The 26,578-nt window shown below is 61.6% G+C and carries 26 protein-coding genes and 1 tRNA gene; 7 read left to right on the top strand and 20 right to left on the bottom strand.

The window, feature by feature from the left end:
• Nucleotides 1-102: 102 nt before the first annotated feature.
• From GQ59_RS26480 to GQ59_RS26445, 8 genes are all read right to left on the bottom strand, one after another.
• The gene (locus GQ59_RS26480; RefSeq protein ID WP_037087049.1) at nucleotides 103-924 is read right to left on the bottom strand and encodes an MBL fold metallo-hydrolase; all 822 of its coding nucleotides are present in this window, start codon (nucleotides 922-924) and stop codon (nucleotides 103-105) included.
• A gap of 2 nt (nucleotides 925-926) precedes the next feature.
• Nucleotides 927-1,709: a TatD family hydrolase gene (locus GQ59_RS26475; RefSeq protein ID WP_037087047.1), complete on the bottom strand. Its 783-nt coding sequence runs from the start codon at nucleotides 1,707-1,709 to the stop codon at nucleotides 927-929.
• A gap of 11 nt (nucleotides 1,710-1,720) precedes the next feature.
• A complete protein-coding gene (gene metG, locus GQ59_RS26470; protein ID WP_037087046.1) occupies nucleotides 1,721-3,274 on the bottom strand; it encodes a methionine--tRNA ligase in 1,554 nt (517 codons plus the stop codon).
• A 104-nt stretch (nucleotides 3,275-3,378) separates the two neighbouring features.
• Nucleotides 3,379-4,407, bottom strand: coding sequence for a DNA polymerase III subunit delta' (locus GQ59_RS26465; RefSeq protein ID WP_037087044.1), 1,029 nt, complete (start codon nucleotides 4,405-4,407; stop codon nucleotides 3,379-3,381).
• Nucleotides 4,404-5,102 (bottom strand): dTMP kinase, encoded by a 699-nt coding sequence (gene tmk / locus GQ59_RS26460; RefSeq protein ID WP_432762611.1) that lies wholly within the window; start codon nucleotides 5,100-5,102, stop codon nucleotides 4,404-4,406. Before tmk ends, GQ59_RS26465 begins: the two co-directional genes overlap by 4 nt.
• Before the next feature lie 52 nt (nucleotides 5,103-5,154).
• Complete coding sequence (locus GQ59_RS26455; RefSeq protein ID WP_174459637.1) at nucleotides 5,155-6,333, bottom strand: D-alanyl-D-alanine carboxypeptidase family protein; 1,179 nt, start codon at nucleotides 6,331-6,333, stop codon at nucleotides 5,155-5,157.
• Between the two features lie 66 nt (nucleotides 6,334-6,399).
• Nucleotides 6,400-7,452 carry a septal ring lytic transglycosylase RlpA family protein gene (locus tag GQ59_RS26450; protein ID WP_037087042.1) on the bottom strand — a complete coding sequence of 351 codons (1,053 nt, stop codon included), beginning with the start codon at nucleotides 7,450-7,452 and terminating at the stop codon, nucleotides 6,400-6,402.
• 255 nt (nucleotides 7,453-7,707) lie between these two features.
• The gene (locus tag GQ59_RS26445; protein WP_432762610.1) at nucleotides 7,708-7,989 is read right to left on the bottom strand and encodes a DUF6894 family protein; all 282 of its coding nucleotides are present in this window, start codon (nucleotides 7,987-7,989) and stop codon (nucleotides 7,708-7,710) included.
• 109 nt (nucleotides 7,990-8,098) lie between these two features.
• Here GQ59_RS26445 and GQ59_RS26440 point away from each other — a divergent pair, with 109 nt between their 5' ends.
• Entirely contained in the window at nucleotides 8,099-8,818 is a 720-nt protein-coding gene (locus GQ59_RS26440; protein WP_037087041.1) for a Crp/Fnr family transcriptional regulator, read from the top strand.
• 47 nt (nucleotides 8,819-8,865) lie between these two features.
• Here GQ59_RS26440 and GQ59_RS26435 read toward each other — a convergent pair.
• The 5 genes from GQ59_RS26435 to GQ59_RS26415 form a co-directional block, all read right to left on the bottom strand.
• Nucleotides 8,866-8,955 (bottom strand) — tRNA-Ser (locus GQ59_RS26435).
• Between the two features lie 282 nt (nucleotides 8,956-9,237).
• On the bottom strand, nucleotides 9,238-9,546 hold the full coding sequence (locus GQ59_RS26430; RefSeq protein ID WP_037087039.1) for a hypothetical protein: 309 nt from the start codon (nucleotides 9,544-9,546) through the stop codon (nucleotides 9,238-9,240).
• A 309-nt stretch (nucleotides 9,547-9,855) separates the two neighbouring features.
• Nucleotides 9,856-10,335: a GNAT family N-acetyltransferase gene (locus GQ59_RS26425; RefSeq protein ID WP_037087038.1), complete on the bottom strand. Its 480-nt coding sequence runs from the start codon at nucleotides 10,333-10,335 to the stop codon at nucleotides 9,856-9,858.
• 76 nt (nucleotides 10,336-10,411) lie between these two features.
• Entirely contained in the window at nucleotides 10,412-11,029 is a 618-nt protein-coding gene (locus GQ59_RS26420; RefSeq protein ID WP_037087037.1) for a J domain-containing protein, read from the bottom strand.
• Nucleotides 11,030-11,125: 96 nt separating this feature from the next.
• Nucleotides 11,126-12,289 (bottom strand): MFS transporter, encoded by a 1,164-nt coding sequence (locus tag GQ59_RS26415; RefSeq protein WP_037087035.1) that lies wholly within the window; start codon nucleotides 12,287-12,289, stop codon nucleotides 11,126-11,128.
• Nucleotides 12,290-12,573: 284 nt separating this feature from the next.
• Here GQ59_RS26415 and GQ59_RS26410 point away from each other — a divergent pair, with 284 nt between their 5' ends.
• On the top strand, nucleotides 12,574-12,999 hold the full coding sequence (locus GQ59_RS26410) for a DUF4864 domain-containing protein (RefSeq protein WP_037087033.1): 426 nt from the start codon (nucleotides 12,574-12,576) through the stop codon (nucleotides 12,997-12,999).
• An 11-nt stretch (nucleotides 13,000-13,010) separates the two neighbouring features.
• Here the strand turns inward: GQ59_RS26410 and tgt are convergent, their stop codons facing one another.
• From tgt to coaD, 5 genes are all read right to left on the bottom strand, one after another.
• Nucleotides 13,011-14,141 (bottom strand): tRNA guanosine(34) transglycosylase Tgt, encoded by a 1,131-nt coding sequence (gene tgt, locus GQ59_RS26405; RefSeq protein ID WP_037087032.1) that lies wholly within the window; start codon nucleotides 14,139-14,141, stop codon nucleotides 13,011-13,013.
• Entirely contained in the window at nucleotides 14,138-15,223 is a 1,086-nt protein-coding gene (queA, locus tag GQ59_RS26400) for a tRNA preQ1(34) S-adenosylmethionine ribosyltransferase-isomerase QueA (RefSeq protein ID WP_037087031.1), read from the bottom strand. The genes tgt and queA overlap by 4 nt, the downstream gene beginning before the upstream one ends.
• Before the next feature lie 65 nt (nucleotides 15,224-15,288).
• A complete protein-coding gene (locus GQ59_RS26395; RefSeq protein ID WP_037087028.1) occupies nucleotides 15,289-15,798 on the bottom strand; it encodes a peptidylprolyl isomerase in 510 nt (169 codons plus the stop codon).
• Nucleotides 15,799-15,868: 70 nt separating this feature from the next.
• A complete protein-coding gene (locus GQ59_RS26390) occupies nucleotides 15,869-16,441 on the bottom strand; it encodes a peptidylprolyl isomerase (RefSeq protein ID WP_037087026.1) in 573 nt (190 codons plus the stop codon).
• A 27-nt stretch (nucleotides 16,442-16,468) separates the two neighbouring features.
• Nucleotides 16,469-16,963: a pantetheine-phosphate adenylyltransferase gene (coaD, locus tag GQ59_RS26385; protein ID WP_037087025.1), complete on the bottom strand. Its 495-nt coding sequence runs from the start codon at nucleotides 16,961-16,963 to the stop codon at nucleotides 16,469-16,471.
• A 437-nt stretch (nucleotides 16,964-17,400) separates the two neighbouring features.
• Between coaD and GQ59_RS32425 the strand changes: the two genes are divergently transcribed.
• Together GQ59_RS32425 and GQ59_RS32760 are read left to right on the top strand one after the other, a co-directional pair.
• Nucleotides 17,401-17,556, top strand: a complete 156-nt coding sequence (locus GQ59_RS32425; protein WP_155414821.1) for a hypothetical protein — start codon at nucleotides 17,401-17,403, stop codon at nucleotides 17,554-17,556.
• Between the two features lie 29 nt (nucleotides 17,557-17,585).
• Nucleotides 17,586-17,729: a hypothetical protein gene (locus GQ59_RS32760; protein WP_167336316.1), complete on the top strand. Its 144-nt coding sequence runs from the start codon at nucleotides 17,586-17,588 to the stop codon at nucleotides 17,727-17,729.
• A gap of 139 nt (nucleotides 17,730-17,868) precedes the next feature.
• Here GQ59_RS32760 and gyrA read toward each other — a convergent pair whose 3' ends face one another.
• A complete protein-coding gene (gyrA, locus tag GQ59_RS26375; RefSeq protein WP_037087019.1) occupies nucleotides 17,869-20,685 on the bottom strand; it encodes a DNA gyrase subunit A in 2,817 nt (938 codons plus the stop codon).
• Between the two features lie 227 nt (nucleotides 20,686-20,912).
• Between gyrA and GQ59_RS26370 the strand changes: the two genes are divergently transcribed.
• Together GQ59_RS26370 and GQ59_RS26365 are read left to right on the top strand one after the other, a co-directional pair.
• Nucleotides 20,913-21,542 (top strand): MarC family protein, encoded by a 630-nt coding sequence (locus GQ59_RS26370; RefSeq protein ID WP_037087016.1) that lies wholly within the window; start codon nucleotides 20,913-20,915, stop codon nucleotides 21,540-21,542.
• A 106-nt stretch (nucleotides 21,543-21,648) separates the two neighbouring features.
• Complete coding sequence (locus tag GQ59_RS26365) at nucleotides 21,649-22,797, top strand: HPP family protein (protein ID WP_037087060.1); 1,149 nt, start codon at nucleotides 21,649-21,651, stop codon at nucleotides 22,795-22,797.
• A 48-nt stretch (nucleotides 22,798-22,845) separates the two neighbouring features.
• Here the strand turns inward: GQ59_RS26365 and GQ59_RS26360 are convergent, their stop codons facing one another.
• Nucleotides 22,846-23,406, bottom strand: a complete 561-nt coding sequence (locus GQ59_RS26360; RefSeq protein ID WP_037087059.1) for a single-stranded DNA-binding protein — start codon at nucleotides 23,404-23,406, stop codon at nucleotides 22,846-22,848.
• A gap of 247 nt (nucleotides 23,407-23,653) precedes the next feature.
• Between GQ59_RS26360 and uvrA the strand changes: the two genes are divergently transcribed.
• Nucleotides 23,654-26,575: an excinuclease ABC subunit UvrA gene (gene uvrA / locus GQ59_RS26355; RefSeq protein ID WP_037087058.1), complete on the top strand. Its 2,922-nt coding sequence runs from the start codon at nucleotides 23,654-23,656 to the stop codon at nucleotides 26,573-26,575.
• Nucleotides 26,576-26,578: the final 3 nt, after the last annotated feature.

The following is a 26,578-nucleotide window of genomic DNA, read 5'->3' as shown; positions in this document are numbered from 1 at the left end:
CTTACATACAAACATCGCATAAGATAGATTATGGAACTGGATGATGTGCACCAAGACCCGGAAAACGGGCGTTCTCGGCCACTCCGCCAGTTCTGCCAGCGATCAGAGATCGAAGGCAACCTCGAACGCGAGACCGTCATAGGCCGGTTCGACATGCTGCGGCGTTTCGGCCATCACCGTGTCGTAGTCGAGCGGAAGATGCATATGCGTCAGGATCGCATGCTTCGGCGCAAATTTGGCGATCCATTCGAGCGCCTGTTCGAGCGACAGATGGCTCGGGTGATATCTGTATTGCAGCGTATCGATGATCAGTACGTCGAGCCCGCCGAGCCGCGAGACGCTCTCAGGCGGAAAGTCGCTGACGTCGCTGCAATAGGCCACGTCGCCGATCCGAAAGCCCAGCGAATGGATGTCGCCATGCACCTGCAGATGCGGCAGGAAGCGGATAGGTCCGCCCGGCCCGTCCACGACGATCGGCTCGTTCAAGGTCTCGATCAGGAACGGCCGGACGATCGGCGGGTAATTGCCGCCCGGCGGCGTTTCGAGGCAATAACCGAACCCCTGGCGGATTCGGTCCATGGTAACGGGATCGGCATAGATCGGGATGCGATGGTGCTGCAGGATGAAATAGCCGCGCAGGTCGTCGATGCCGTGCAGATGATCCGCATGGGCGTGGGTATAGAGAACCGCATCGACCCGCTGCACATTGGCGGAGATCATCTGTTCGCGAAAGTCTGGACCGGTGTCGATGACCACCACGGTGCTGCCGCCATCGGGTGCGATCTGCTCGACCATGAAGGCGGCACGCGTGCGGCGGTTCTTCGGGTTATTCGGATCGCAGGCGCCCCAGTCGCCATTCAGCCTTGGCACGCCGGGCGACGACGAGCAGCCTAGAATGGTGAAGCGCCGCCGATATCTCGCCAAGATCAGAGCCTCGGCATCTTGGAGAAGATGCGGAAGGCGTTCTCGGTGGTGACCTCAGCTATTTCCGCGTATCTGACGCCCATGCATTCGGCGAGCACCTCGGCCGTATTGACCACATAGGACGGTTCGTTGCGCTTGCCGCGCCAGCGTTTTGGAGCCAGATACGGCGCGTCGGTCTCGACCAGCAAGCGGTCGAGCGGCACGGTCTTGGCAATCGCGCGCAGGTCTTCCGATTTCGGGAATGTCAGGATTCCTGAGAACGAGACGTAGCCACCGAGCTCGACGCCGATCCGGGCAAGCTCTGCGCCGGACGAGAAGCAATGCAGGATGAAAGGGAAGGCCCCCTTCCCGCTTTCCGCCGTCAGGATCTCGCCCATGTCCTCGTCGGCGCTGCGGCTGTGGATGACCAGCGGCAGACCGGTTTCCCGGGCGGCGGCGATATGGCGGATCAGCCCGGTCTTCTGGTCGGCCGGGGTCTGCGTATCGTAGAAATAGTCGAGCCCGGCCTCGCCGATCGCGACGATCTTCTCATGCTGATTGGCGAGCCGCACCAGGTCTTCCGTCTGGATATCCAGCTCTTCGCCCGCATTGTTCGGATGCGTTCCAACCGAGCAGAAGACCGACGGATATTGCTCGGTGAGTGCCAGCAAGCCGTCGAGTTTTCGCACCCGCGTTGAAATCGTCACCATCTGGCCGACGCCGGCCTGATGGGCGCGCGACACGATCGCGTCCCGCTCTTCGGCGAAATCTGCAAAATCCAGGTGGCAATGGGTATCGATCAGCATGGATAACGGCCTTATGCGCTCGCTTCCGGCGCCACATAACGCGGGAAGACCGGCGTCGGGGCTTCGAGCGGCGTGCCGGGCTTCAGGCGACCGGCTTCGCCGAGCGCTGCGAAATCCCGCTTATCGGCCGGAGAAGCCACGAGATCGAGCAGCTTGGCCGAGGATTCCGGCATGAACGGCTGCAGCAGAATGGCGATCTGGCGCACGACCTCCGCCGTCACGTAGAGCACCGTGCCCATGCGGGCAGGATCTGTCTTTTTCAGCACCCACGGCGCCTGCGCCGCGAAATAACGGTCCGTCTCGGAAACGATACCGATAATCGCCGCAAGCGCGCGGTTGATGAGCTGCTTGTCCATCTCCTCGCGGCAGACGGCGATCAGGCCGTCGGCCGCCGCAAGCAGTTCCCTGTCGGCATCGGTGAGCTCGCCCGGTTCCGGAACATGGCCGTCGCAATTCTTGACGATCATCGACAGCGAGCGGCTGGCAAGGTTGCCGATGCCGTTCGCCAAATCCGCATTGACGCGAGTGGCGATCAGCTGGTCGTTGCAATTGCCGTCCTGGCCGAAGGAAATCTCGCGGCAGAGATAATAGCGCACATAGTCGAGCCCGAACTTCTCCAGAAGCTCGAACGGATCGACGACATTGCCGACCGACTTGGACATTTTCTCGCCGGCATTCAGCACGAAGCCGTGGGCAAAAACCCGCTTCGGCAGCGGCAGCTTGGCCGACATCAGGAAGGCCGGCCAGTAGACCGCGTGGAAGCGGATGATGTCCTTGCCGATGATATGCACGTCGGCCGGCCAGTATTTGGCGCGCGGGCCGTTCGGATCTTCCATAAAGCCGGTGGCGGTGATGTAGTTGGTCAGCGCATCGACCCAGACATACATGACATGCGCGGGGTCATTGGGTACCTTGATACCCCAATCGAAGGTCGTGCGCGACACGGACAGGTCCCGCAGGCCGGATTTCACGAAGGATATCACCTCGTTGCGACGCTCGTTGGGGCCGATGAAATCCGGGTTTTCCTCGTAATGCTTCAGCAGCTTGTCGCCGTATTCGGAAAGCTTGAAGAAGTAGCTGGATTCCTCAACCCACTCCACCGGCGTTCCCTGCGGCCCGAAGCGGACGCCATCACGCACCGACGTTTCGTCCTCGGCATAAAACGCTTCGTCGCGCACCGAATACCAGCCGGCATAGGTGTCCTTGTAGATGTCGCCGCTATCGGCCATCCGGTTCCAGATGTCCTTGGAGGCCTGGTGGTGGCGCGGCTCGGTGGTGCGGATGAAATCGTCGTTGGACGCGTTGAGCAGCTTGCCCATCGCCCGGAACTCACCCGAATTTCGCTCCGCAAGGGCCTCCGGCGTGATGCCCTCGGCGCGCGCCGTCTGCTGCATCTTCTGGCCGTGCTCGTCGGTGCCGGTCAGGAAGAAAACATCCTTGCCGTCCAGGCGCTGAAAGCGCGCCATGGCATCCGTCGCGATCAGCTCATAGGCATGGCCGATATGCGGCTTGCCGTTCGGGTAGGAAATCGCAGTGGTGATGTAATAGGGCGTCTTGTCGGACATCGGGGGCACTCGGGCACTTGGATTTGGATCATGCCGCTCTTAGCGCATGTTTCGCGGATGCGAAACACAAAGTTCCTTATGCGGTTCCCGCCCCTGCCCTTCAATCAGCGCCGCGCAGCATCGAGGATCGACAGAATCGTCTGCTTGCGGTCCAGATTATAGGCCTGCGCGATGGTGATCTTCTCGGTCATGTCGCTGACGAGTTTCGCCTGCCGGTCGGCCGTCGAAAGATCGCCGGCAAGGGCCGCGTTGCGCGCCTTGGCGATCAGGTGATCGCTCAGGTGCTCAAGGAAAAAGCCGAAGATCACTTCGCTGTCCTTGCCGGACAGCACATCCGCCAGCCGGTGCATCGCCTTGCGGGCCGTCGGACCGTCGGCCGCGACCACCTCCTCGAAGGCGGAAATGATCTCTGTACCGCCATAGTTCAGGAGTTTGAGCGCCTGGGAAACGCTGCCCTTGGACATGCCGAGCACCATCTCTTGCGTCTTGCCTCCGTCGAGCGGCATACCCAGGCCCGCGAGCGCCTTCGAAAGGTCCTGGTCACCGAGCGGCGACAGTCTCAGCGACTGGCATCGCGAGCGGATTGTCGGCAGCAGTTTTCCGGGCGCATGGGAGAGCACCAGGAAAAGGGCCCGGCGCGGCGGCTCCTCGAGGATCTTCAGGATGGCGTTCGCGGCATTGCGGTTGAGGTCATCGGCCGGATCGATGATGACGATCCGCCAATTGCCGGTGCCCGAAGTCTGGGAGAAGAAATGCCCGGCCCGGCGGACCTCGTCGACCGTAATGGCGGTTTTCGTTTTGCCGGTCTTCTCGTCCACCGGCCGTGCCAGATGCAGGAGGTTATGCGAGGCGCCGGTGGCGATCTGGCGGCTGATGGGCGAATTGAGATCGGGATTGGCGATATGATCGGGCGCGATCGCGGGATCGGGATGGGAAAGCACATGGTTGGCAAAACGGAAAGCGAGCGTCGCCTTGCCGATCCCCTCCGGCCCCTCGATCAGGATCGCGTGGTGCCCCTTCCCCGACCGGTAGCTGCGCGCCAGAAAATCCTCGGCGTCCTGATGCCCGTAGAGATGCGGATTGCGCGCCGGCGGCACGGCGCCTTCCAGAAGGCCGGCGGTTTCGTCGCTCATCCGACGGATTCCGCGCTGCTCTTCTGGGCAAAGCTCAGTTCCCGCACCAGAGGCTCGACGATCGCGAAAATCTCGTCGGCGATCTCGTCTTCGGAGCGCTCGGCGTCGACCACATGGCAGCGTTCCGGTTCCGCCTCGGCGATCTCGAGATAGGCCTCTCGGCGTTTTTCGTGGGTTTCGATCTCTTCGCGCTCAAAACGGTCGGGTGCGCTGTCGGCGCCGCGCTTGCGGGCTCGTTTCAGGCCGACTTCGGCCGGCAGGTCAAGGATCAGCGTGCAATCGGGCACTACGCCGTTGATCGCCACCCGCTGCAGCGCCTCGATGTAATCGGGCTCCAGATTGCCGGTGACGCCCTGGTAGACGCGTGAGGAATCGATGAACCGGTCGCAGAGCACGACGGCGCCGCTTTCGAGCGCCGGCCGGATCACCTCCTCGACATGGTCGTTGCGGGCCGCGGCAAACAGGATCGCCTCCATCCGCACGCCGAACTCTTCCGCAGCTCCCGAGAGCAGAACGTGGCGCACGGCTTCCGCCCCCGGCGAGCCGCCAGGTTCGCGGGTCATCAGCACATCATGGCCGCGGCGACGCAGCTGATCTGCGAGCCGGCGAATCTGGGTGGATTTGCCAGCCCCCTCGCCGCCTTCGAAAGTTACGAACAATCCGGAATGTCCTGCCACGCGTCTTTCCGCACTCATTTTTATGCTTCAGCTTATAACGCATATGGGTGCGCTGCGAAACATCGTGTTGTCAAAGCCAGAAGAACATCAGTTCGAGCAGCGCGTCCGTCGCCTGGCTGACGAGGCTACCGGTTTCGATCGGCTTGGCCGTCACCAGCGGCACTTCCCGCACCACCCGGTCGCCCGAAGAAATCCTCAGCACGCCGACATCCTGGCCTTCTGCCACCGGAGCCCTGAGCGGCCAGCGATAGACGATTCGCCCGGAAAGGCGGTCGGGATTGTTGGTCGGCAGATAGATATCGACCGGTTCTTTGGCGATGAGATCAACGTGGCTCGACGTACCGCCATAGACGCTCGCCTGGCCGATCACCTCGCCCTGCTTGAACAGGACCTTGGTCTCGAACGAAGACAGCCCCCATTCGAGCACCCTTCTCGCCTCTTCCAGCCGTTCCTTGTCGCTCGCAAGCCCGCCCATCGCAAGGAAGAGCCGCGTGCCGTTGCGTGCCACCGAGCCCACTAGCGCATAACCCGACCCCTCGGCGAAACCGGCCCCAAGCCCGTCGACGCCGATATTGAGCGAAAAAAGCGGGTTCTTGTTTCGCTGAAAAATCTTGTTCCAGGTAAAATCCGGCTGGGCGTAGATCGGATAGAATTCCGGATATTCGCGAAAGATATGACGAGAGAGCTCGACGAGGTCGCGAGCGGTCGTGCGGCTCTCCGTATCCGGCAGGCCGGTGGAATTGCCGAAGACGGAACGAGCGAGCCCGAGATCCTTGGCGCGCGCCGTCATCCGGCCTGCAAACTCGCGTTCGGAATGGGAAATGCCCTCCGCCAGCACGATGCAGGCATCGTTGCCGTTCTGGACGACGACGCCCCTGATGAGGTCATCGACACGGATCTGCGATTTCAGCGCCGCGAACATGGTGGTGGTGCCTGAGGGCGCCCCGCCGGTGCGCCAGGCAAACTCGGAGACCGGGAAGACGGTCTCGCGGCTGATCTCGCCCCGCTTCAGCGCACTGAAAACGAGTTCCATGGTCATCAGCTTGGCGAGCGAGGCCGGCGGGAAGCCCTGGTTTTCGTTGGAGGCGAGCAGCACCGTGCCGGTCTTCGCCTCGACCATATAGACCTGCTTCGCCTTGGTCACGAAGGCGGGTGGCGGCTCCTGCGCGTTGACTGCTCCCGAAGGCGCGCCCGCTTGCAGGAACACTTGCAGCAATACCAGGCAAAGTAGAATCAGCAGGCGCCGCATGATCACCCCACGAACCGTCCTCACCATGCCTAGCAGTGGCGATTGCAGCCTGCAATCGCCCACGAACTAGCGCACGGGCTTTTGAGCGGCCTTGGGACCTTCCAGCACCATGTTGCCGAACACGACCTGCGGAGTTTTTGCCTGGGGAGCGGATGAATAGGCGGTTTCCAGGCCCCGCCCCTGCGACGGCCGCGCCTGAGCTTCGACGGGGTAGGAAGACGCTGCCTGCCGGTTCGGCGCGGCAGCAACCCCGGCAACCGGCCGTTCGACCGGGTGGGGACCGACCTGCGGCAATGTCGAGAAATTCTCGAAAGCCTCGAAGGCCTGGGGCGCGGACGCTGCAGGCGCCGGACCGCTCGGCGTCCGTCCTGCGAGCGCCATCGGACGCGGCATGGCCGAGCCATAGCTCTGGAGCTGGTCGCCCAGCGTCTGGTTCGACGCGACCATGACGCCGGTTGCGATCTGGCCTTCCGGCCGGATCGACGGCAGGCGATCGCCCTTGCGGATATAGGACGCCATCAGGAACGGCATGTCCTGGCCATCCATCCGGGCGCGGCCGACATATTGCACGTTGACCTTGGCGGTGCCGATCCGCTTCATATCCAGCATCTCGGCCGTCTTGTCGGAAACATCGATGATGCGGCCAGGATGATAGGGACCACGGTCATTGACCCGGACGATGACCGAGGTGCCGTTGTCGATATTGGTCACGCGGGCATAGCTCGGCAGCGGAAAGGTCGGATGCGCGGCAGACAGGTGGCTGCTGTCATAAACTTCGCCATTTGCGGTCAGGCGACCGTGAAACGCGGAGCCGTACCAGGAGGCAAGGCCGCTCCTGTTGTAATTCGGATCTTCCTTCGGAACGTAAGTCTGGCCCTTCACCTCATAGGGCTGGCCGACCATGAAGCGGCCGCCGCCCTTCGGCACCGGCCGGCCGTCGCCGACCACGCGCGGGCTCGCCTTGACGCCATATTCCTTTTCGGAAAAATACTCTTTGCTGCGGGGTTTCGACTTCGGTGCCTCGGTCGTAGCGCAGGATGCCATCCCCGCGCAGACCATCGTTACCCCGAGCCATTTCGCACCCAGCGAAAGCTTGCCGCCACTCACACCCAAACTCATCCGTCCCATGCCGCCTTCACTGCAACAGGCTGCGAACGGCCCTCGCGACCGCACCGCCTTCACAGCCATTGAACCGGTCCGGGACATACCCCTATGCCGACGGACACAATGGAAGCGAACTTTTGCTAGCATCGCGGCAAAAATGCGAACGAAAACGGGGGAAAAGATAAAATTCTATTTGATATGGTTAACTCTGCATTAACAACACTCACTCCGAGCCAAGCTTAACTTCGCCGGAGTCCAGATATTGCACAGTCAAAGTTCCGGATCATCGTGCCATTGCGTCTGGAACGACAGGTGGCCGCTAAATACCGACTGCCCAAACTCGTCACGCACCTGAATTGAGATCGAGCCCTTTCCCCGCTCGGGAAATTCCTCGCGGGCGATGTCCGCCAATATCCGGCTCACCTCCCGGCTGATATCCTCGCGGGTCGATATTTCCTGGCCCTCATTGTCGCTCACGGGCCCGTCGCCGTTGATCAAATCGAAGAAGTATCGCGCCATGCCATGCTCACTGCCTTGAGTATTACCGACCAAATTTCTTTCGACCGCATTTGTTCCCGCCCAGTGGTCAGTTCTTCCGAGGGATCTATATGGCTTCCTCATCCGTTCTTTCCATGGATATTGATGCCCGCCGAGGATACCCGTGATCGACTCTCTGCTTCTAAACCTCGAACAGCATGACGTTCTTACCGATGAAGAACGTAACATTCTCAGGCGAATCGTCGGCCGTGAAAGGCGCTTTCTGACGGGAGAGGATTTCGTCTCGGAGGGATCGAGGCCGGGCTACAGCAGCCTCCTCGTCGACGGGTTCGCGGCCCGATACAAACTGACGGCGGAGGGCACCCGGCAGATCACGGCGATCCACGTCGCCGGCGATTTCGTGGACCTGCATGCCTTCCTGCTGAGGACCATGGATCACGGCGTCGTCGCGCTGTCTCCATGCCATGTCAGCCTTTGCGACCATGCCGATCTCAAGCAGGTGACGGAACAGCATCCGCACCTGACCCGGATGTTGTGGCTCGATACGCTGGTCCACGGCTCGATCCACCGGGCCTGGATCGTCGCCATGGGGCGCCGCTCCAAGACCTCGCATCTCGCCCATATTCTTTGCGAACTCTACGTTCGGCTGGGAGTGGTCCGCCGCACCAACGGCTGGAGCTTTCACCTTCCGCTCTCGCAGGGCGAGATGGCAGATGTGCTGGGGTTGTCGCTCGTCCACATGAACCGCGTCATCCAGACGCTCAGGCGAGAACGCCTGATCTCCTGGTCCAACCACACGATCACCATTCTCGACTGGGACCGGTTGCAGGAGGTGGCGGAATTCGACCCCACCTATCTCAGCCTGTCAGTGGAGCCACGGTGACGACGCGTAAGGGAAAATCACGGCGCGGTATCATGATACGCCAACAATGGCGGAAGAGGTGGGATTCGAACCCACGGTACGGTTTCCCGCACGCCGGTTTTCAAGACCGGTTCCTTAAACCACTCGGACACTCTTCCATCTGATTGAAAAGGTTGAGAAATCCACTTGCTGTTGAATTCTCGAAAGCGGCAGTTGCTGCCGATTTGCGACCCAATCACTCGATGGCTGGCTTTTTAGCAGCTTTGACCGCAGCGTCAACGTGCTCGGCCGCATTCGCCTGGATGTCCGGCATCACATGCGAATAAAGGTCCGGCGTGATGCCGATCGTCGGGTGGCCCCCGGCGCGCGTTGGCGAGTTTCGGATGACCTCCGGCGGCCAGCGGCCTGGCTGAGCCGGAAGAAACCGAGAAGGCAGCGGCTTATGACGCTGGAAGGGTGGCGGCTTCCGCTTCGTTTTGGATGCGCTCCTGTAGCGCGTCCGCGACGGCCTTTAGGAATTCCTTGCGGCGCTGGTCTAATGTCACCTCAGCATCAACCGTCAGGGGCGCGCGGATCTTTTCCATGAACCCCGAATGATCGAAGCGATCGGAAGCGACATTCACTTCGACCTCGTCCATGAAATGAGCAAGAAGAGGCACCAGGTCGAGGTCGCTGTCCTTCTGATATTGGATGGCCATCTGCTGAGCGAGCTTGCGCATCTGTATGTACGGGCCGAATTCGGCAGTCATTTAAATCTCCTGCGGTCTGACATGAGGCAATTAGATAGGTCGCTCTCCTCCCGCGAGAAAGGAAGATTTCGCAATCAGTCACGAGAAGACCCTTTTTATTGAGAGCTATCCCGGCGCTGGACGAGTGCCAGCACTAGTAAACGGCCCGACCGGGGCCTGTCGTGCCCGGGAAATTCCATCCCATGTGAGTAACGCTGTTGATCACAGCAAAGGAAAGCTCCCCAACGTGCCGCCGGTGGCCCCGGCAGAGTTGGACGAACGCCATGAGCCATGGCAAATCACATTCCTCAGTCAACCTCGCCTGCGCTATCAGCCCTCGGCGAAGCTTTTCAGCGTCTCGCCCGAAAGCCGATAACGGATCCATTCGTTCATCGGTTCGGCGTCGATCGCCTTGTAAACCCGGATCGCCGGTTCGTTCCAGTCGAGCACGCTCCATTCGAACCGGCCGCAACCGTTCTCGACGGCAATCTGCGCCAGCCGCTTCAGCATCGCCTTGCCGGCGCCGAGCCCGCGCGCCGTCGGCGTCACATACAGGTCTTCGAGATAAAGCCCGTTTCTCGCCTGCCAGGTCGAATAGCTGAAGAACCAGATCGCCATGCCGACAGGTACGCCGTCCTGCTCGCAGACCAGCGCCCGGGTCACCGACGTCTCGCCGAAAATGGAGCTCTCGATCGTCTCGACGGTCGCCGCGACCTCGTGCTCGGCCTTTTCGTAGATCGCCAGTTCGCGGATGAAACCGAGCAATGTTTCCGCGTCCCGGCGGACAGCCTCACGTATGGTCAATGCCATCGAAAACCCTTTGAATTGAATGGGCTGAAGCTATGTCTTGAAGCTGACTTCGGTGTCAAGAGACGTGCCGCGGCCCTCACTCGGCGGCGGTCTTGATCTCGATCACCTCGACCTCGTAGGAATATCCGTCCAGCATCCCGTAGGCCTGCTCGATATTCTCGATCTCGGTCTCGGCCCTGCCGATCGCGTCGTTGATCGCTTCACACCGGGATTTCAGCATGCGGCCCAGCACGTCCGTCTCGGGTTTGCGGCCGATACGGTCGATGTGGTTGCGGATACGGGCGCGGTGGCGCTCCATCTCCAGAATATGGAAGCGGGCATTGACGATCTTGTCGGTCAGCTTGCGGCGTATGGCGGCGACCGGATCGAAACTTCCCGGCTCGCGCTCGTCGAGGATGATGTCGTTGACCAGCGTTTCGAGAATCACCAGCCCCTGGAGATCCTTCGTATCGGCGAGTTCCGGGTCGTAACCCGTGTCGTCGTAGACTTTTCGGCGTACCGGATCGGAGAGCAGTTCATAGGACACGGTCAGTTTCCCGAATGCCTCGACGTCGCCGCCGGCATCCGGATGAACCGTTTTTACGCGTTTGCGATAGGCCGACTTGATGGCTACGCCATCCGCCTCGCGCGAAACACCAAGCATCTCATAAGGGTCGATCACAGTGTCACCTGTTTTCGGCAAATCCGGTTTCATTGTCTAACGGCTAAGGCCAGCGGTCTCAACCCCTCACCGACTCTTGTGGCCAATTATGGGCAGCCCTTACTCTTGCCGGATTTTCTCACAGAACAGTCAAGCCGGCCAGCGGCGCGGGCGCGGCCATGACGGGCTGCGGCCCTCGGCGACGGGTGCCATCAGGAAGCTAACCAGTACGCAAGGCAGCAGCACCAGGAAGGTCGCGACGAGATCGACATGTTCGGCAATGAAGCCGAGCAGCGGCGGCACGCCGATCGTCGACAACATCAGCGTCAGGCCCAGCGCCGCGAGGTTTTCCGACGGCTGGCCCTTGCCAAGCTCGATCGCCGCCGAGACCGCGAGCGGGTAAGCGAGCGCCACGCCGCAGCCGATCAGGAAAAGCGCAAGGCCGGAAAGCGTCAGGCTTGGTGTCGCGACGAGAAGGACAATCCCAAGAGCGACGGAAACGGTCGAGGCACGCACCAGCACCATCGATCCGAAACTGTCCCGCAGCATATCGCCGGAAAGCCGCGTCAGCCCCATGCCGATGGTGAAGGCCGCATAGAGCACGCCGGCAATCGCCGGATCGGCCTTCAGCTGTTCGCGCAGAAAGAAGATACCCCAGTCGTAGACCGCGCCCTCGACGATGCAGAGGCCGAAAACCATGACGCAGATCAGCACGATCATCCTGTCCGGAAGGACATATGCGCCGCGCCTGTGGTCGGGCCGCGTCTGCGGTGACGCCTCCTTGGGGGTGATCCAGAACACCAGAAGGCAGGCAGCGATTACGAAACCGGCGGCCATGGTCTGCTGCACAAAGGGCGTCACGGCCTTTTCGGCCAGGAAGCCGGAACACAGGGAGCCGGCCAGCAGACCCACCGACCAGAAACCGTGGCTGCGGGACAGGACCTTCCGGCCGGTGCGCTGCTCGATGCCGGCGGAAATCATGTTGGCGGCCACGTCGAAAATCGTGCGGAAGAAACCGAAGAGAAAGAAACAGACCACAAATCCCACGACCGGAAAGACGGTCAGCGCGGGCGTCAGCATGGCGCAGATCGGCAGAGTGACGAGTGCCGTCAGCCGCGGCGTGAAGCGGTCGTTGATGCGTCCTGCAAGCGGCAAAGCGAGAAAGGTACCCACAGGGGCGCTCAGCAGCGCCAGACCGAGGGCGGCCTTGTCGATTCCCAGCGACGCCTGGATAGCCGGCAACCGCGTGAACAGCGAAATGAACAGGATGGCGTTGCTGAAATAAAGCAGGGCCGGCGGTAAAAGGTTTTTCATCGAAATTGCATGTCCGGGCGAATCAATTTTCCCGCCGCATTCCTGACAGCGTCGGCCGATACCGACAAGCCGCGATAACGGGACCCTGCCCTGCGCCTCCGACGGGCGGAATATCACGAAAATGTGCGGATAACGGCGCCGGGCGCTTCACCGCGTCATCGTTCTGTAATCATTCGGATTCGTTTGCCTTGAAGAAAGGCGTTGCACGAAAATTTTGCAGGCGCCATCTTCTCCTTCCGCCGAAAGGCGCTAGCCTTCTGATGCTCGCCCCTGGAGAAAGCCCGATGCGCGTTCGATTTTTTGCTGGCGTCCTGTGTCTCGTTCTCTGTTCCTTTACCGCGGCCAAGGCTGAAGATCCGGTCGCCAACGCCCAGGCGGTGATAGCGAGCCAGATCGCCGCGCTGATGCAGGACGACGCGGAAAAGGCCTATTCCTTCGCCTCGCCCGGAATCCGCAGCCTCTATCCCAATAAGGACCGTTTCCTGGATATGGTGCGGAAAACCTACGAGCCCGTCTACCACGCCGGCAACTATGCCTTCGGCCGCTCGAAGATGATCGGCGGCGGCGAAGTGGTGCTGCAGGAAGTGATGATCAGCGCCAGGGAAGGCAAGGACTGGACGGCCATCTACGAGATGCGGCTGATGGACGACGGGTCCTACAAGGTCAACGGCGTCAGGATGATCCGCAACACCGCCAGCCAGGGTATCTGACGCCCCCTTAATCAGACAGGCTCGATATCGCCTTTCGCCCACATTTCCTGGGTCTCGGCATAGAAATCGGCGAACCGGCCTTCGGCGATCGCCTGGCGGATACCCTTCATCAGGTCCTGATAATAGTTCAGGTTGTTCCAGGAGAGCAGCATGCCCCCGAGCGCCTCGTCGGCGCGCACGAGGTGGTGCAGATAGGCGCGGGAATAATCGCGCGCGGCCGGGCAGCTCGATTCCTCGTCCAGCGGCCGCATGTCCTCCGCATGGCGGGCATTGCGGATGTTGACCTTGCCGCGGCGGGTGAAGGCGAGCCCGTGGCGGCCCGAGCGGGTCGGCATCACGCAGTCGAACATGTCGATGCCGCGCGCCACGGATTTCAGCATGTCATCAGGCGTGCCGACGCCCATCAGGTAACGCGGCTTTTCGAACGGTAGGATGGGAAGCGTCGTTTCGAGCATTTTCAGCATGACGTCCTGCGGCTCGCCGACCGCGAGCCCACCGACCGCATAACCTTTCAGATCCAGCTGTTTCAGGCATTCGGCAGACCGGATGCGAAGTTCCGGCTGATCGCCGCCCTGGACGATGCCGAACATCGCCTTGCCCGGCTGATCGCCGAAGGCGACGCGGCAGCGCTCGGCCCAGCGCAGCGACAGTTCCATCGCCCGCTCGATCTCCTTCGGCTCGGCCGGCAGCGCCACGCATTCGTCGAGCTGCATCTGGATGTCGGAGCCGAGCAGGCCCTGGATCTCAATGGAACGCTCCGGCGACATATGGTGGAGACTGCCGTCCACATGGCTCTTGAAGGTAACACCCTTTTCGTCGAGCTTTCTCAGGCCCGACAGCGACATGACCTGGAAACCGCCGCTATCCGTCAGGATCGGATATTTCCAGCGAATCAGCTCATGCAGGCCGCCCAGCCGCGCGACACGCTCGGCGCCCGGCCGCAGCATCAGGTGGTAGGTATTGCCGAGAATGATGTCGGCGCCGGTATCGCGTACCTGGTCGAGATACATGGCCTTGACCGTGCCGACCGTGCCGACCGGCATGAAGGCGGGCGTGCGGATCGTGCCCCGCGGCATGGTGATTTCGCCAAGCCGCGCGCCGCCATCGGTGGCCTTGAGATTGAACTGGAAGGTCTCGGTCATCGGTCGTCCCGGAAAAGAAGGCTGGAATCGCCATAGGAGTAGAAGCGGTAGCCGGTTTCGATCGCATGTGCATAGGCCGCGCGCATCGTCTCCAGACCGCAGAAGGCCGAGACGAGCATGAACAGCGTCGACCTCGGCAGATGGAAATTGGTCATCAGCATATCGACCGCCTTGAAGCGGTAACCGGGCGTGATGAAGATGCCCGTCGCGCCGCTCCAGGGTTTTATCGTGCCGTCGTCGGCGGCAGCGCTCTCGATCAAACGCAGCGACGTGGTTCCGACGCAGACGATGCGCCCACCGGCGCGTTTGACCGCATTCAGCCGCGCGGCGGTCTCGGCGCTGACATGACCGATCTCCTGGTGCATCTTGTGCTCGGTCGTGTCGTCCGCCTTGACCGGAAGGAAAGTCCCTGCCCCGACATGCAGCGTCACGAAATGCCGTTCGATGCCGGCCGCGTCGAGGGCCGCGAACAGGTCCGGCGTGAAATGCAGGCCGGCGGTCGGGGCCGCGACGGCGCCCTCCTCGCGGGCATAGATGGTCTGGTAGTCCTTTTGGTCCTGTGCGTCTTCCGGGCGCTTGGCAGCGATATAAGGCGGCAGCGGAATGTGCCCGACCGCCATGATCGCCTCGTCGAGCGCCGGGCCGGAAAGATCGAAGCGCAGGGTAACTTCACCGCCCTCGCCCTTGTCTTCGACGGTTGCCGCGAGCGAACCGACCAGGCAGGCATTGCCGCCATGGCCGAATTCGATCCGGTCGCCGATCTTGATGCGTTTTCCGGGCTTGGCGAAGGCCTTCCAGCGATCGGGCGCGACGCGCATATGCAGCGTCGCGGACACCTGCTGGCCGCCCGCTCCTTCGCGGTGGCGAATGCCTTCCAGCTGCGCCGGTATGACCTTGGTGTCGTTGAAGACCAGCGCGTCGCCCGGCCTCAGGAAACCGGGCAGATCCGACACGCGGTGATCGGCAAGCGTGGGCTCAGCTTCCGGCCTGACGACGAGCAGCCGGGCGCTGTCGCGCGGGCTTGCGGGCCTCAGCGCGATGTTGTCTTCCGGCAGATCGAAGTCGAAGAGATCGACGCGCATGGTCTTTCCAGGAATAAGAAACCCGCTCCGCCGACAGACGGAGCGGGTCATTCGTTTTAGCGAGATCAGACGTCGGCGGCGACGCGGACAGACACGATCGAGTCCGGATCCTTGACCGGCTCGCCCTTCTTGATCTGGTCGATGAAGTCCATGCCTTCGATGACCTGGCCCCAGACGGTGTACTGCTTGTTGAGCCACGGGGCGTCGGTGAAGCAGATGAAGAACTGCGAATTGGCGGAGTTCGGGCTCTGCGAGCGGGCCATGGAGCAGGTGCCGCGCACGTGCGGAACGGCAGAGAATTCAGCCTTCAGATCCGGCTTCTCGGAACCGCCCATGCCGGCGCGGGCCGGGTTGAAGTCCGCACCACCCTGCTTGCCGAACTTCACGTCGCCTGTCTGGGCCATGAAATCGGGAATGACGCGATGGAAGACCACGCCGTCATAGGCCTTCTCGCGGGCAAGTTCCTTAATGCGGGCGACGTGGCCCGGCGCAAGGTCGGGCAGAAGCGAGATGACGACCTTGCCCTTGGTGGTTTCCATGATGAGGGTGTTTTCCGGATCTTTGATCTCGGCCATATGCTTTCTCCTTAATTCGGCACCCGATTGTCGTCTGCGACAGGGGCGCCCTTCGTTTAGTTCCTGCGGCCTAGTTCTTGCCGACGGTGACCTTGATCATCTTGTCGGGATTGGTGACCTCGCCATTGCTGCCTTGGCCGCGCTTGATCTTGTCGACCAGTTCCATGCCGGACACGACCTTGCCGACGGCGGTATATTGGCCGTCCAGGCTCGGATATTTGGTGAACATGATGAAGAATTGCGAGTTCGCGGAATTCGGATCCTGCGACCGCGCCATGCCGACGATACCGCGCTCGAACGGCACTTTCGAGAATTCGGCCGGAATATCCGGCATTGCCGAGCCGCCCATGCCGGCGCGGGCCGGGTTGAAGCTCTTGCCCCCCTGCTTGCCGAACTCCACGTCGCCCGTCTGGGCCATGAAGCCGTTGATGACTCGGTGGAAGACGACATTGTCGTATTCGCCCTTGGCGGCGAGCGCCTTGATCTGGGCCACATGTTTCGGCGCGACTTCCGGCATCAGCTGGATCACCACCGGGCCATCCTTCAGCTGGATGGTCAGCAAATCATCCGGGCCGGCAAGAGCTGGCAGGACCATAGAAGCGAGGGCGAAAGCGCCGGCAACGGCAAGACGAAGCAGTTTCATGGAAAGATCTCCGGGGTTCGGAAACGGTCAGCGTTTCAGCTTGTTGTTCAGGGCCTTGAGGACCGCGGCAGGCACGAAGGCGCTGACGTCGCCGCCCATGGCCGCGATCTGCCGGACCAATGTGGCCGTAATGGGCCGCGACGCCGTGCCCGCAGGCAGGAAGACGGTCTGGATATCAGGCGCCATCTGCCGGTTCATGCCGGCCATCTGCATTTCGTAGTCGAGATCGGTGCCGTCGCGCAGGCCGCGGATCAACAGGCTGGCGCCGTTGGCGCGGGCGGCATCGACCACCAGCTTGTCGAAGGAAACGACCGATACATGGCTGGCTCTGCCCGGCAACGCTTCGGCAAGCGAGGCGCTGATGAGCTCGGCCCGCTCCTCGAAGGTGAACATCGGCACCTTGCCTGGATGAATGCCGATCGCGACGATCACCTTGTCCGCGACATTCAGCGCCTGGACGAGCACGTCCAGATGGCCATGGGTCATCGGATCGAAAGAACCGGGATAGAAAGCAGTGGTCATGCCGAGGTCCGGGCCTGTTTCAGCGAAATTTTGACGCCTTTTGTCACGGAAGCCGCCCCACCGCAAGCATCTCCCAATTCTGAACGAAAGATGAATGGCCCGTTCAAGGGCGTTTCAGCGGCGCTGTGGTCTTATGACGATCGTGGCGGGCGAACGACCCGTGCGTATCTCGGGAGAAACGTCGACAAATGCTGGCTTTGATGGTGATGGGAGCCGTGGTTCTCGCTTTTGCACTGGAGGCCTTCGTAGTCGCCTTCGGACCGGAAGAAACCTGAAAAAGACTTCGAATTCTGAACGCCAGATGAACAGAGCATTCAAGGACGCTTCAGAGCCACAAGGTTAAGTATCTCTCAAAATGCGGTGGAACCTGTTTGCGCGATGCGCGTTCAGGCTAACAAGAAGGACAGATGGCGATGATCGCGAGAAGGAAAACGATCATGCTGGACAAGATCACCATGATTAACCTGGTCTGGACGGCCATGATTGCGGTGATGCTGACAGCAACGGTAACCCTTTATCAAGATAAATCCCAATTGGCAGATCTGAATTATCCGCAGGTAACGGGCCGTTATAGCGATCTCTCGTACTACTGAGGCGGATACACGGACGAGAAAGGAATCCCATGTTCGTGACGTTGACAGTACTTGCAGGTTTGATCAGCATCATGTTCGTGGCTTCCGTGGCCTCAACGATTTCCGAGCTCCGGCGCGAACGCGCCGACATGAAGGATTTCAGGGATTTCTCGCGCCGCCACAGCGTGTTCTGAACGGATTGCCCGATTTGACGATTTGACTGTAGCGAACCGCGTTCCAGCAGACTTTCCCGTCGCAACCGGTTCAAACAAAAGCCGGAGGATTTTCATCCTCCGGCTTTTTATTTTGCCAGGCTTTTGATTGAGGTGCGGCTTATTCCGCCGCACCCTCATCCGTCGGACCCGCTTCCGGGGCGGCAGCGCCGAGATCACCGGTCTCGCTGACGATTTCCTCCGGCAGGCCATTGCCGTTTTCCTCGTCGCCTTCCGGCTCGCTGATACGCTCGACCGAGACAACCTTCTCGTCCTTGGCCGTCGAGAAGATCGTGACGCCCTTCGTGGCGCGGCTGGCAATGCGGATGCCGTTGACCGGCACGCGGATCAGCACGCCACCGTCGGACACGAGCATGATCTGGTCGTTGTCCTCGATCGGGAAGGCGGCGACGAGTTCGCCGATCTCAGCGGTCTTGGACGTATCGGTGGCGCGGATACCCTTGCCGCCTCGGCCCGAGGTGCGGAAGTCGTAGGAGGACGACCGCTTGCCGAAGCCCTTTTCGGAAACCGTCAACACGAATTGCTCGCAGGCCTTCAGTTCCTCGTAACGCTCGTCGGAGAGCTGTCCCTCCTCGGTGACTTCCTCACCCACCAGAGCGATATCCTCCTCGTCGACGCCTGCGGCACGCCGTTCGGTCGCCGAGCGCTTGAGGTAGGCCGCACGTTCCCACGGCTCTGCATCGACATGGCCGACAATGGTCATGGAGATGATGCGGTCGCTGTCGCCGAGCGTGATGCCGCGCACGCCGATCGAGTTGCGACCGGCAAAGACGCGCACGTCACCGACGGGGAAGCGGATACACTGGCCGAGCGCGGTCGTCAGCAGCACGTCGTCCTGATCGGTGCAGGTCTCGACGGAGAGGATTTCATCGCCCTCCTCCTCCAGCTTCATGGCGATCTTGCCGTTGCGGTTCACCTGCACGAAATCCGACAGCTTGTTACGGCGAACGGTGCCGCGTGTCGTCGAGAACATCACGTCCAGGTTTTCCCAGGTCGTTTCGTCCTCGGGCAGCGGCATGATCGTGGTGATGCGTTCGCCCGGCTCCAGCGGCAGCATGTTGATCAGTGCCTTGCCGCGGGACTGCGGCGTGCCGATGGGCAGGCGCCAGACCTTTTCCTTGTAGACGATGCCGCGCGAGGAGAAGAACAGCACCGGCGTGTGGGTATTGGCCACGAACAGGCGCGTGACGAAATCCTCGTCGCGCGTCGCCATGCCGGAGCGGCCCTTGCCGCCGCGACGCTGGGCGCGATAGGTGCCGAGCGTGACGCGCTTGATATAACCGAGATGCGAAACGGTGACGACCATGTCCTCGCGGGCAATGAGATCTTCGTCGTCCATTTCCAGGCCGGCATCGAGAATCTGCGTGCGGCGCGGCGTGCCGAATTCGTCGCGCACTGCGGCGAGCTCTTCCTTGACGATCGCCTGGATGCGCAGGCGCGACGACAGGATGTCGAGATAGTCGCTGATCTCGGCGCCGATCTTGTTGAGTTCGTCACCGATTTCATCGCGACCGAGCGCGGTCAGGCGAGCGAGACGGAGCTCGAGGATAGCGCGTGCCTGTTCCTCGGACAGATTGTAGGTGCCGTCTTCGTTAATCCTGTGGCGCGGATCGTCGATAAGGCGGATCAGCGCATCGACGTCCTGAGCCGGCCAACGACGGGTCATCAACTGCTCGCGTGCCGTCTGCGGATCGGGCGCGCGGCGGATCAGGAGAATGATCTCGTCGATATTGGCAACTGCAATCGCGAGGCCCACCAATACGTGGGCGCGTTCGCGAGCCTTGCGCAGCAGGTATTTCGTGCGCCGGCTAACCACTTCCTCGCGGAAGGACACGAAAGCGCGCAGCATGTCGAGCAGCGCGAGCTGTTCCGGCTTGCCGCCATTCAGCGCCACCATGTTGCAGCCGAAGGAGGTCTGCAGCGGCGTGTAGCGATAAAGCTGGTTGAGGATCACGTCCGCATTGGCATCGCGCTTCAGCTCGACGACGACCCGGTAGCCCTGGCGGTCGGATTCGTCGCGCAGGTCGGAAATGCCCTCGATGCGCTTTTCACGCACCAGCTCGCCGATCTTCTCGACCATGGTCGCCTTGTTCACCTGAAAGGGAACTTCGGTGATGATGATCTGCTCGCGATCGCCGCGCATCGGCTCGATCGCCGCGACGCCGCGCATGATCACCGAGCCGCGACCGGTCTCGTAGGCGGAACGGATGCCGGCCCGCCCGAGGATCAGGGCGCCTGTCGGAAAGTCCGGACCGGGAATGATCTCCATCATTTCCGGAAGTTCGATCGCCGGGTTGTCGATCAGGGCGATGCAGCCGTTGATCACTTCCACCAGATTGTGCGGCGGGATGTTGGTCGCCATGCCGACGGCGATGCCGCCCGCGCCGTTGACCAGAAGGTTCGGGAATTTCGCCGGCACCACGACGGGCTCGGAGAGCGTGCCGTCATAGTTGTCGCGGAAATCGACGGTTTCCTTGTCGAGGTCGTCGAGCAGTGCGTGGGCCGCTTTCTCGAGGCGGCACTCGGTATAACGCTCGGCCGCCGGCGGATCGCCGTCGATCGAACCGAAATTGCCCTGGCCATCGATCAGCGGCAGGCGGAGCGACCAATCTTGCGCCATGCGCGCCAGCGCGTCATAGATCGCCGAGTTGCCGTGCGGATGGAATTTACCCATCACGTCCCCGGTAACACGGGCGCATTTGACGTATTTCTTGTTCCAGTCGATGCCGAGTTCCGACATGCCGTAGAGGATGCGCCGGTGGACCGGCTTCAGTCCGTCGCGGACGTCAGGAAGGGCGCGGCTGACGATGACGCTCATGGCGTAATCGAGGTAGGACCGCTGCATCTCTTCCATGATGGAAATGGGTTCGATGCCTGGAGGCAGCTTTCCGCCGCCGGGTGTGCTTTGCTCAGTCAAATCGGATCACGATCTCTGTTCGGAATCAGTTTCTTTTTTATAGCGGAAAGCGGTTCCGAGCGCCAATTTCCACAATGGTTTTGAACAGCTTTTGCGGCTTAAACACGGCTTTTGAACAAGGTCGAAACATGCCGCGACGCGGATGGGGTGGGCTTTCTTTCGCTGCCGGCCTGTCCTAACAATCTTCGCATGCGACTGCAAGGATTGCAGCCTGACAGGGAGAGGATATGGCGACCCCCGATATGCTGGTCAATGCACTGACCACGATGCTCGTGACGCTCGACCCGCCGGGGCTCGCGCCGGTCTTTCTGGGCCTGACCGTCGGCATGACCGCCGTCCAGCGCCGCCAGGTCGCGTTCCGAGGATCGCTGATCGCCTTCGGCATCCTCGCCGTCTTCGCGCTGTTCGGGTCGAGCGTGCTCGGGCTGCTCGGCATCTCGATCGGCGCCTTCCGCATTGCCGGCGGTCTGCTGCTTTTCTGGATCTCCTTCGAAATGGTGTTCGAGAAACGCCAGGAGCGAAAGGAGAAGACATCTCAGGCGGCGATCACCATCGACCATATCCACAACATCGCGGTCTTTCCGCTGGCGCTGCCGCTGATTGCCGGACCTGGCGCGATCTCAGCCACCGTCCTGCTTTCCGGCACCCTGCCCGGCGCCCTCGACCGCGCGCTCCTCATCGGCGTCATCGCGCTGATCATGCTGGTCGTCTATGCGACGCTTCTGGTCGCCGAGCGGCTCGACCGTTTCCTCGGCGTCACCGGAAGGGCGATCCTCACCCGCCTGCTCGGCGTCATCCTCGCGGCGCTCTCCGTTCAGTTCGTCGTCGATGGGGTGCGCTCGGCCTTTAATCTTTAAGCCACGCGCCCTTTGGGTAGGACGCAGCCTTAGCTAAGACTGGCGCGACAGAGCGGAATTTTCTGCTAAAACGCGATTCATCCCACCTCACTCGAAGGTCTCCATGATGCGCCGCCTGTTGCGCCGGCTCCTGCCGGAAGCCACCCCCGTCAGCCCCCGGGAAAGACTGCGTGCCGCACTTGGCGCGCTGGCCGGAATTCTGGTGACGGGATTGCTGGGAAGCCTGGCCTTGAAGGCAGATGCAACGCTGCCGGCACTGGTTGCCCCCATGGGAGCTTCCGCCGTGCTGCTGTTTGCCGTGCCTTCCAGCCCGCTTGCACAGCCGTGGTCGATCCTCGGCGGCAATATCGTCGCCGCCCTTGTCGGCGTGACCGCCGCTCTTTTGATAACCGATCCGTTCCTGGCCTCGGCGGTGGCGATCGCCGTTGCCATCGCCGCGATGATGACGCTTCGGTGCCTGCATCCGCCAAGCGGGGCGATCGCGCTCACGGCCGTGCTCGGCGGACCGACGATCCACCAACTCGGATACGGTTTCGTGTTATGGCCGGTCGCCGGCAATTCGCTGGTCCTGCTGCTGATCGCGCTGGCCTACAACAATCTGACGGGACGTCGGTACCCACATGCGGGCAAACCGGCGGCGGCCGACCACGGCACGACCGATCCCGCCTCGATCCAGCGTATCGGCTTCACCTCCTCGGACCTCGACGATGTCCTGAAGGAATACGACGAGTTCCTGGATATCGATCGCGACGACCTCGAAACGATCCTGCGACGGACGGAATTGCGATCCTATCGCCGGCGCGCCGGCCATCTTAATTGCGCCAGCATCATGTCGCGCGATGTGGTGGCGGTCGCACCGGACAATTCACTGAAAGAGGCGCACGACCTGATGCGCGTCCACCATTTCAAGGCCCTGCCGGTCACCAACGACAGGGCGGAAGTGGTCGGCATCGTCACCCAGACCGATTTTCTCGACAAGGCGTACTGGACGAGAGGGCGGCCAAAAATCGGATTTTCGCAGCGCCTGCGTCTGGTTCTGTCAGGCGCCAGCGCGCCGAACGACACGGTCAAGGACATCATGACGACGCCGGTCAAAACAGTTGGCCCGGACACGCCGATTGCAGACGCGATCGTCATCTTCGCCGAGGAGGGGCTGCACTACCTGCCGGTCACCCGGGAGAACAAAAAACTGGTCGGCATTCTCTCGCAATCGGACGTCCTGGTCGCGATGCTCGCCGACAAGGCGGCCGCCTGATCGATATTCAGGCAGCTGCCGCTTTACAAATCGATGCCGACCGACCGATCAAAACGGGATGTCGTCGTCGAGATCGCGCGAGAAATTGCCGCCGGACGGCTGACCGCCGGAAGACGGAGCGCCGCGGCTCGCGCCGCCCGCAGCGGGCCGGCGCTCGTAATCGTCACCGCCGCCGAAGTCGTTACCGCCGAAATCGTTGCCGACCCGATTGCCGCCGCCACCGCCGCCGAAACCAGCACGGTCACCGCCGCCCTCGCCGCGACCATCCAGCATGGTCAGCGTCGAGTTGAAGCCCTGAAGCACGATTTCCGTCGAATAGCGGTCGTTGCCGGTCTGGTCCTGCCACTTGCGGGTCTGCAGCGCGCCTTCGATATAGAGCTTGGCGCCCTTCTTCACATATTGCTCGACGACCTTGCAGAGACCTTCGTTGAAGACGACGACCGTATGCCATTCGGTCTTCTCGCGACGTTCGCCGTTGTTGCGATCGCGCCAGGTTTCGGACGTGGCGATGCGAAGGTTGGCGATCGGCCGGCCGTCCTGCGTCCGGCGGATTTCAGGATCAGCCCCCACATTCCCCACCAGGATTACCTTGTTCACACTACCAGCCATATTCATCACCTCATCTGCCGCCCGGTAACGGCACCAAAAATCAATCGCGGCACTCTAGCCCATCGGGCCCAGCCATTGGGTTTTTGCGATCTTTAATCCACAGGCAAATTTGTTCTTTATTTGTTCTATTTTATTCCTATAGTGCTGTCAACCGACTCGGGAACGGCGTTGCATGCCAGCAGTTTCGTCTCGACAGTCGCGGATCAATCACTACATAAGGGCCTTCGATCCTCCCGAGAGCATGAAGATGAGCGAACTGAAGAGCATTTCCATACGTGGTGCGCGCGAGCATAATTTGAAGGGCATCGATCTTGATTTGCCCCGCAATTCGCTGATCGTCATGACCGGCCTGTCGGGTTCGGGCAAGTCTTCGCTTGCCTTCGACACGATCTACGCGGAAGGCCAGCGGCGTTATGTCGAAAGTCTTTCGGCCTATGCGCGCCAGTTCCTGGAAATGATGCAGAAGCCGGATGTCGACCAGATCGACGGACTTTCCCCGGCGATCTCGATCGAGCAGAAGACGACGTCGCGCAATCCGCGCTCGACCGTCGGAACGGTCACCGAAATCTACGACTATATGCGCCTGCTTTTTGCGCGCGTGGGCGTGCCTTATTCACCGGCGACGGGCCTGCCGATCGAAAGCCAGACGGTCAGCCAGATGGTCGACCGCATCCTCGCCTTCGAGGAAGGCACGCGTCTTTATATTTTGGCGCCGATGATCCGCGGGCGTAAAGGCGAGTACAAGAAGGAACTCGCCGACCTCATGAAAAAGGGGTTCCAGCGCGTCAAGGTCGACGGCCAGTTTTACGAGATCGCCGACGTTCCGGCGCTCGACAAGAAATACAAGCACGATATCGACATCGTCGTGGACCGGCTCGTGGTCCGCTCCGATATTGCCGCGCGCCTGGCGGACAGCCTTGAGACCTCGCTGAAACTGGCCGACGGGCTGGCGGTCGCCGAGTTCGCCGACAAGCCGCTGCCGCCGGAAGAGACTTCGGCCGGCGGATCTGCGAACAAGTCTCTCAACGAGACGCACGAACGGGTGCTGTTCTCTGAAAAGTTCGCCTGCCCCGTTTCCGGATTCACCATTTCGGAAATCGAGCCGCGGCTGTTTTCGTTCAACAATCCCTTTGGCGCCTGCCCGACCTGCGACGGTCTCGGCTCGCAGCAGAAGGTGGATGAAGCGCTGATCGTGCCGGAACCTGCCCGGACGCTGCGCGACGGCGCGATTGCGCCATGGGCGAAATCCACGTCGCCCTACTACAATCAGACGCTCGAGGCACTGGGCAAGGTTTTCGATTTCAAGCTGTCCAGCCGCTGGAACGAACTTTCCGAAGAGGCTCAGAAGGCCATCCTCGAAGGCACCGAGGAAAAGATCGAGTTCCACTATGCCGATGGCGCCCGCTCCTACAAGACGGTCAAGAATTTCGAAGGCATCGTGCCGAACCTCGAACGCCGCTGGAAGGAAACCGACAGCGCCTGGGCGCGCGAGGAGATCGAACGCTACATGTCGGCAGCCCCCTGCCCGGCCTGCAACGGCTATCGCCTGAAGCCGGAGGCACTCGCCGTAAAGATCAACAAGCTGCATATCGGCCAGGTCACCGAGATGTCGATCCGCATCGCGCGCGACTGGTTCGAGGGGCTTCCTGAACAGTTGAACGCCAAGCAGAACGAGATCGCGGTCCGCATTCTGAAAGAGATCCGCGAGCGCCTGCGGTTCCTGAACGATGTCGGCCTCGATTATCTCAGCCTGTCGCGCAATTCCGGCACGCTCTCCGGCGGCGAAAGCCAGCGCATCCGGCTTGCCTCGCAGATCGGCTCCGGCCTGACCGGCGTGCTCTACGTGCTCGACGAGCCGTCGATCGGCCTGCACCAGCGCGACAATGCCCGCCTGCTCGATACGCTGAAACACCTGCGCGACATCGGCAATACGGTGATCGTCGTCGAGCATGATGAAGACGCGATCATGAGTGCCGACTATGTGGTCGATATCGGCCCGGCAGCCGGCATCCATGGCGGACAGGTGGTGGCGGAAGGCACGCCCAGCGAGGTGATGGCCAACCCGAAATCCTTGACCGGCAAATATCTGTCGGGCGAACTCGGCGTGCCGGTACCGGCGGAGCGCCGCAAGCCGAAGAAGGGCAAGGAAATCAAGGTTTTTGGCGCCCGCGGCAACAACCTGAAAAATGTAACCGCCGCCATTCCGCTTGGCGTCTTCACCGCCGTCACCGGCGTGTCCGGCGGCGGCAAGTCGACCTTCCTGATCGAGACGCTTTACAAATCCGCCGCGCGCCGAGTCATGGGCGCCCGCGAGATCCCGGCCGAGCACGACAGGATCGACGGTTTCGAGCATATCGACAAGGTGATCGATATCGACCAGTCGCCGATCGGCCGCACGCCGCGTTCGAACCCGGCCACCTATACCGGCGCCTTCACGCCGATCCGCGACTGGTTTGCCGGCTTGCCGGAGGCAAAAGCCCGCGGCTATCAGCCGGGCCGTTTCTCCTTCAACGTCAAGGGCGGCCGCTGCGAAGCCTGCCAGGGTGATGGCGTCATCAAGATCGAGATGCACTTCCTGCCGGACGTCTATGTCACCTGCGACGTCTGCCACGGCAAGCGCTACAATCGCGAGACGCTCGACGTCACCTTCAAGGGCAAGTCGATCGCCGACGTGCTGGACATGACGGTCGAGGAAGGCGTCGAGTTCTTCTCGGCGGTGCCGGCGGTGCGCGACAAGCTGCAATCGCTTTTCGATGTCGGCCTCGGCTACATCAAGGTCGGCCAGCAGGCCAATACGCTTTCGGGTGGCGAGGCGCAGCGCGTCAAGCTAGCCAAGGAACTGTCGAAACGCTCGACGGGACGCACGCTTTATATCCTCGACGAGCCGACGACCGGCCTGCATTTCCATGACGTCGCCAAGCTTCTGGAAATGCTGCAGGAACTGGTGAACCAGGGCAATTCCGTGGTGGTCATCGAGCACAATCTCGAGGTCATCAAGACGGCCGACTGGATCATCGATATCGGCCCGGAAGGCGGCACCGGCGGCGGCGAAGTGATCGCGGCCGGTACGCCCGAGCAGATCGTCAAGGAAAAGCGGTCCTATACCGGCCATTTCCTGAAGGAACTGCTGGAGCGGCGGCCGATGAAGAAGGTGGAAGCGGCGGAGTGAACC

Source organism: Neorhizobium vignae, from assembly GCF_000732195.1.
GTDB classification, from domain to species: domain Bacteria; phylum Pseudomonadota; class Alphaproteobacteria; order Rhizobiales; family Rhizobiaceae; genus Neorhizobium; species Neorhizobium vignae.
This window is presented reverse-complemented; position numbering and strand designations above follow the sequence as displayed.

What these genes read in the sequence shown, in the direction of transcription:
- GQ59_RS26420 (WP_037087037.1), bottom strand. Translation starts at nt 11,029, where the DNA reads ATGAAACCGGATTTGCCGAAAACAGGTGACACTGTGATCGACCCTTAT.
- GQ59_RS26450 (WP_037087042.1), bottom strand. Translation starts at nt 7,452, where the DNA reads ATGAGTTTGGGTGTGAGTGGCGGCAAGCTTTCGCTGGGTGCGAAATGG.
- uvrA (WP_037087058.1), top strand. Translation starts at nt 23,654, where the DNA reads ATGAGCGAACTGAAGAGCATTTCCATACGTGGTGCGCGCGAGCATAAT.
- GQ59_RS26410 (WP_037087033.1), top strand. Translation starts at nt 12,574, where the DNA reads ATGCGCGTTCGATTTTTTGCTGGCGTCCTGTGTCTCGTTCTCTGTTCC.
- coaD (WP_037087025.1), bottom strand. Translation starts at nt 16,963, where the DNA reads ATGACCACTGCTTTCTATCCCGGTTCTTTCGATCCGATGACCCATGGC.
- GQ59_RS26430 (WP_037087039.1), bottom strand. Translation starts at nt 9,546, where the DNA reads ATGACTGCCGAATTCGGCCCGTACATACAGATGCGCAAGCTCGCTCAG.
- GQ59_RS26390 (WP_037087026.1), bottom strand. Translation starts at nt 16,441, where the DNA reads ATGAAACTGCTTCGTCTTGCCGTTGCCGGCGCTTTCGCCCTCGCTTCT.
- GQ59_RS26455 (WP_174459637.1), bottom strand. Translation starts at nt 6,333, where the DNA reads ATGCGGCGCCTGCTGATTCTACTTTGCCTGGTATTGCTGCAAGTGTTC.
- GQ59_RS32425 (WP_155414821.1), top strand. Translation starts at nt 17,401, where the DNA reads ATGCTGGACAAGATCACCATGATTAACCTGGTCTGGACGGCCATGATT.
- GQ59_RS26395 (WP_037087028.1), bottom strand. Translation starts at nt 15,798, where the DNA reads ATGGCCGAGATCAAAGATCCGGAAAACACCCTCATCATGGAAACCACC.
- GQ59_RS26475 (WP_037087047.1), bottom strand. Translation starts at nt 1,709, where the DNA reads ATGCTGATCGATACCCATTGCCACCTGGATTTTGCAGATTTCGCCGAA.
- GQ59_RS26425 (WP_037087038.1), bottom strand. Translation starts at nt 10,335, where the DNA reads ATGGCATTGACCATACGTGAGGCTGTCCGCCGGGACGCGGAAACATTG.
- tgt (WP_037087032.1), bottom strand. Translation starts at nt 14,141, where the DNA reads ATGACCGAGACCTTCCAGTTCAATCTCAAGGCCACCGATGGCGGCGCG.
- GQ59_RS26465 (WP_037087044.1), bottom strand. Translation starts at nt 4,407, where the DNA reads ATGAGCGACGAAACCGCCGGCCTTCTGGAAGGCGCCGTGCCGCCGGCG.
- GQ59_RS26415 (WP_037087035.1), bottom strand. Translation starts at nt 12,289, where the DNA reads ATGAAAAACCTTTTACCGCCGGCCCTGCTTTATTTCAGCAACGCCATC.
- queA (WP_037087031.1), bottom strand. Translation starts at nt 15,223, where the DNA reads ATGCGCGTCGATCTCTTCGACTTCGATCTGCCGGAAGACAACATCGCG.
- GQ59_RS26365 (WP_037087060.1), top strand. Translation starts at nt 21,649, where the DNA reads ATGCGCCGCCTGTTGCGCCGGCTCCTGCCGGAAGCCACCCCCGTCAGC.
- GQ59_RS32760 (WP_167336316.1), top strand. Translation starts at nt 17,586, where the DNA reads ATGTTCGTGACGTTGACAGTACTTGCAGGTTTGATCAGCATCATGTTC.
- GQ59_RS26360 (WP_037087059.1), bottom strand. Translation starts at nt 23,406, where the DNA reads ATGGCTGGTAGTGTGAACAAGGTAATCCTGGTGGGGAATGTGGGGGCT.
- metG (WP_037087046.1), bottom strand. Translation starts at nt 3,274, where the DNA reads ATGTCCGACAAGACGCCCTATTACATCACCACTGCGATTTCCTACCCG.
- GQ59_RS26370 (WP_037087016.1), top strand. Translation starts at nt 20,913, where the DNA reads ATGGCGACCCCCGATATGCTGGTCAATGCACTGACCACGATGCTCGTG.
- tmk (WP_432762611.1), bottom strand. Translation starts at nt 5,102, where the DNA reads ATGAGTGCGGAAAGACGCGTGGCAGGACATTCCGGATTGTTCGTAACT.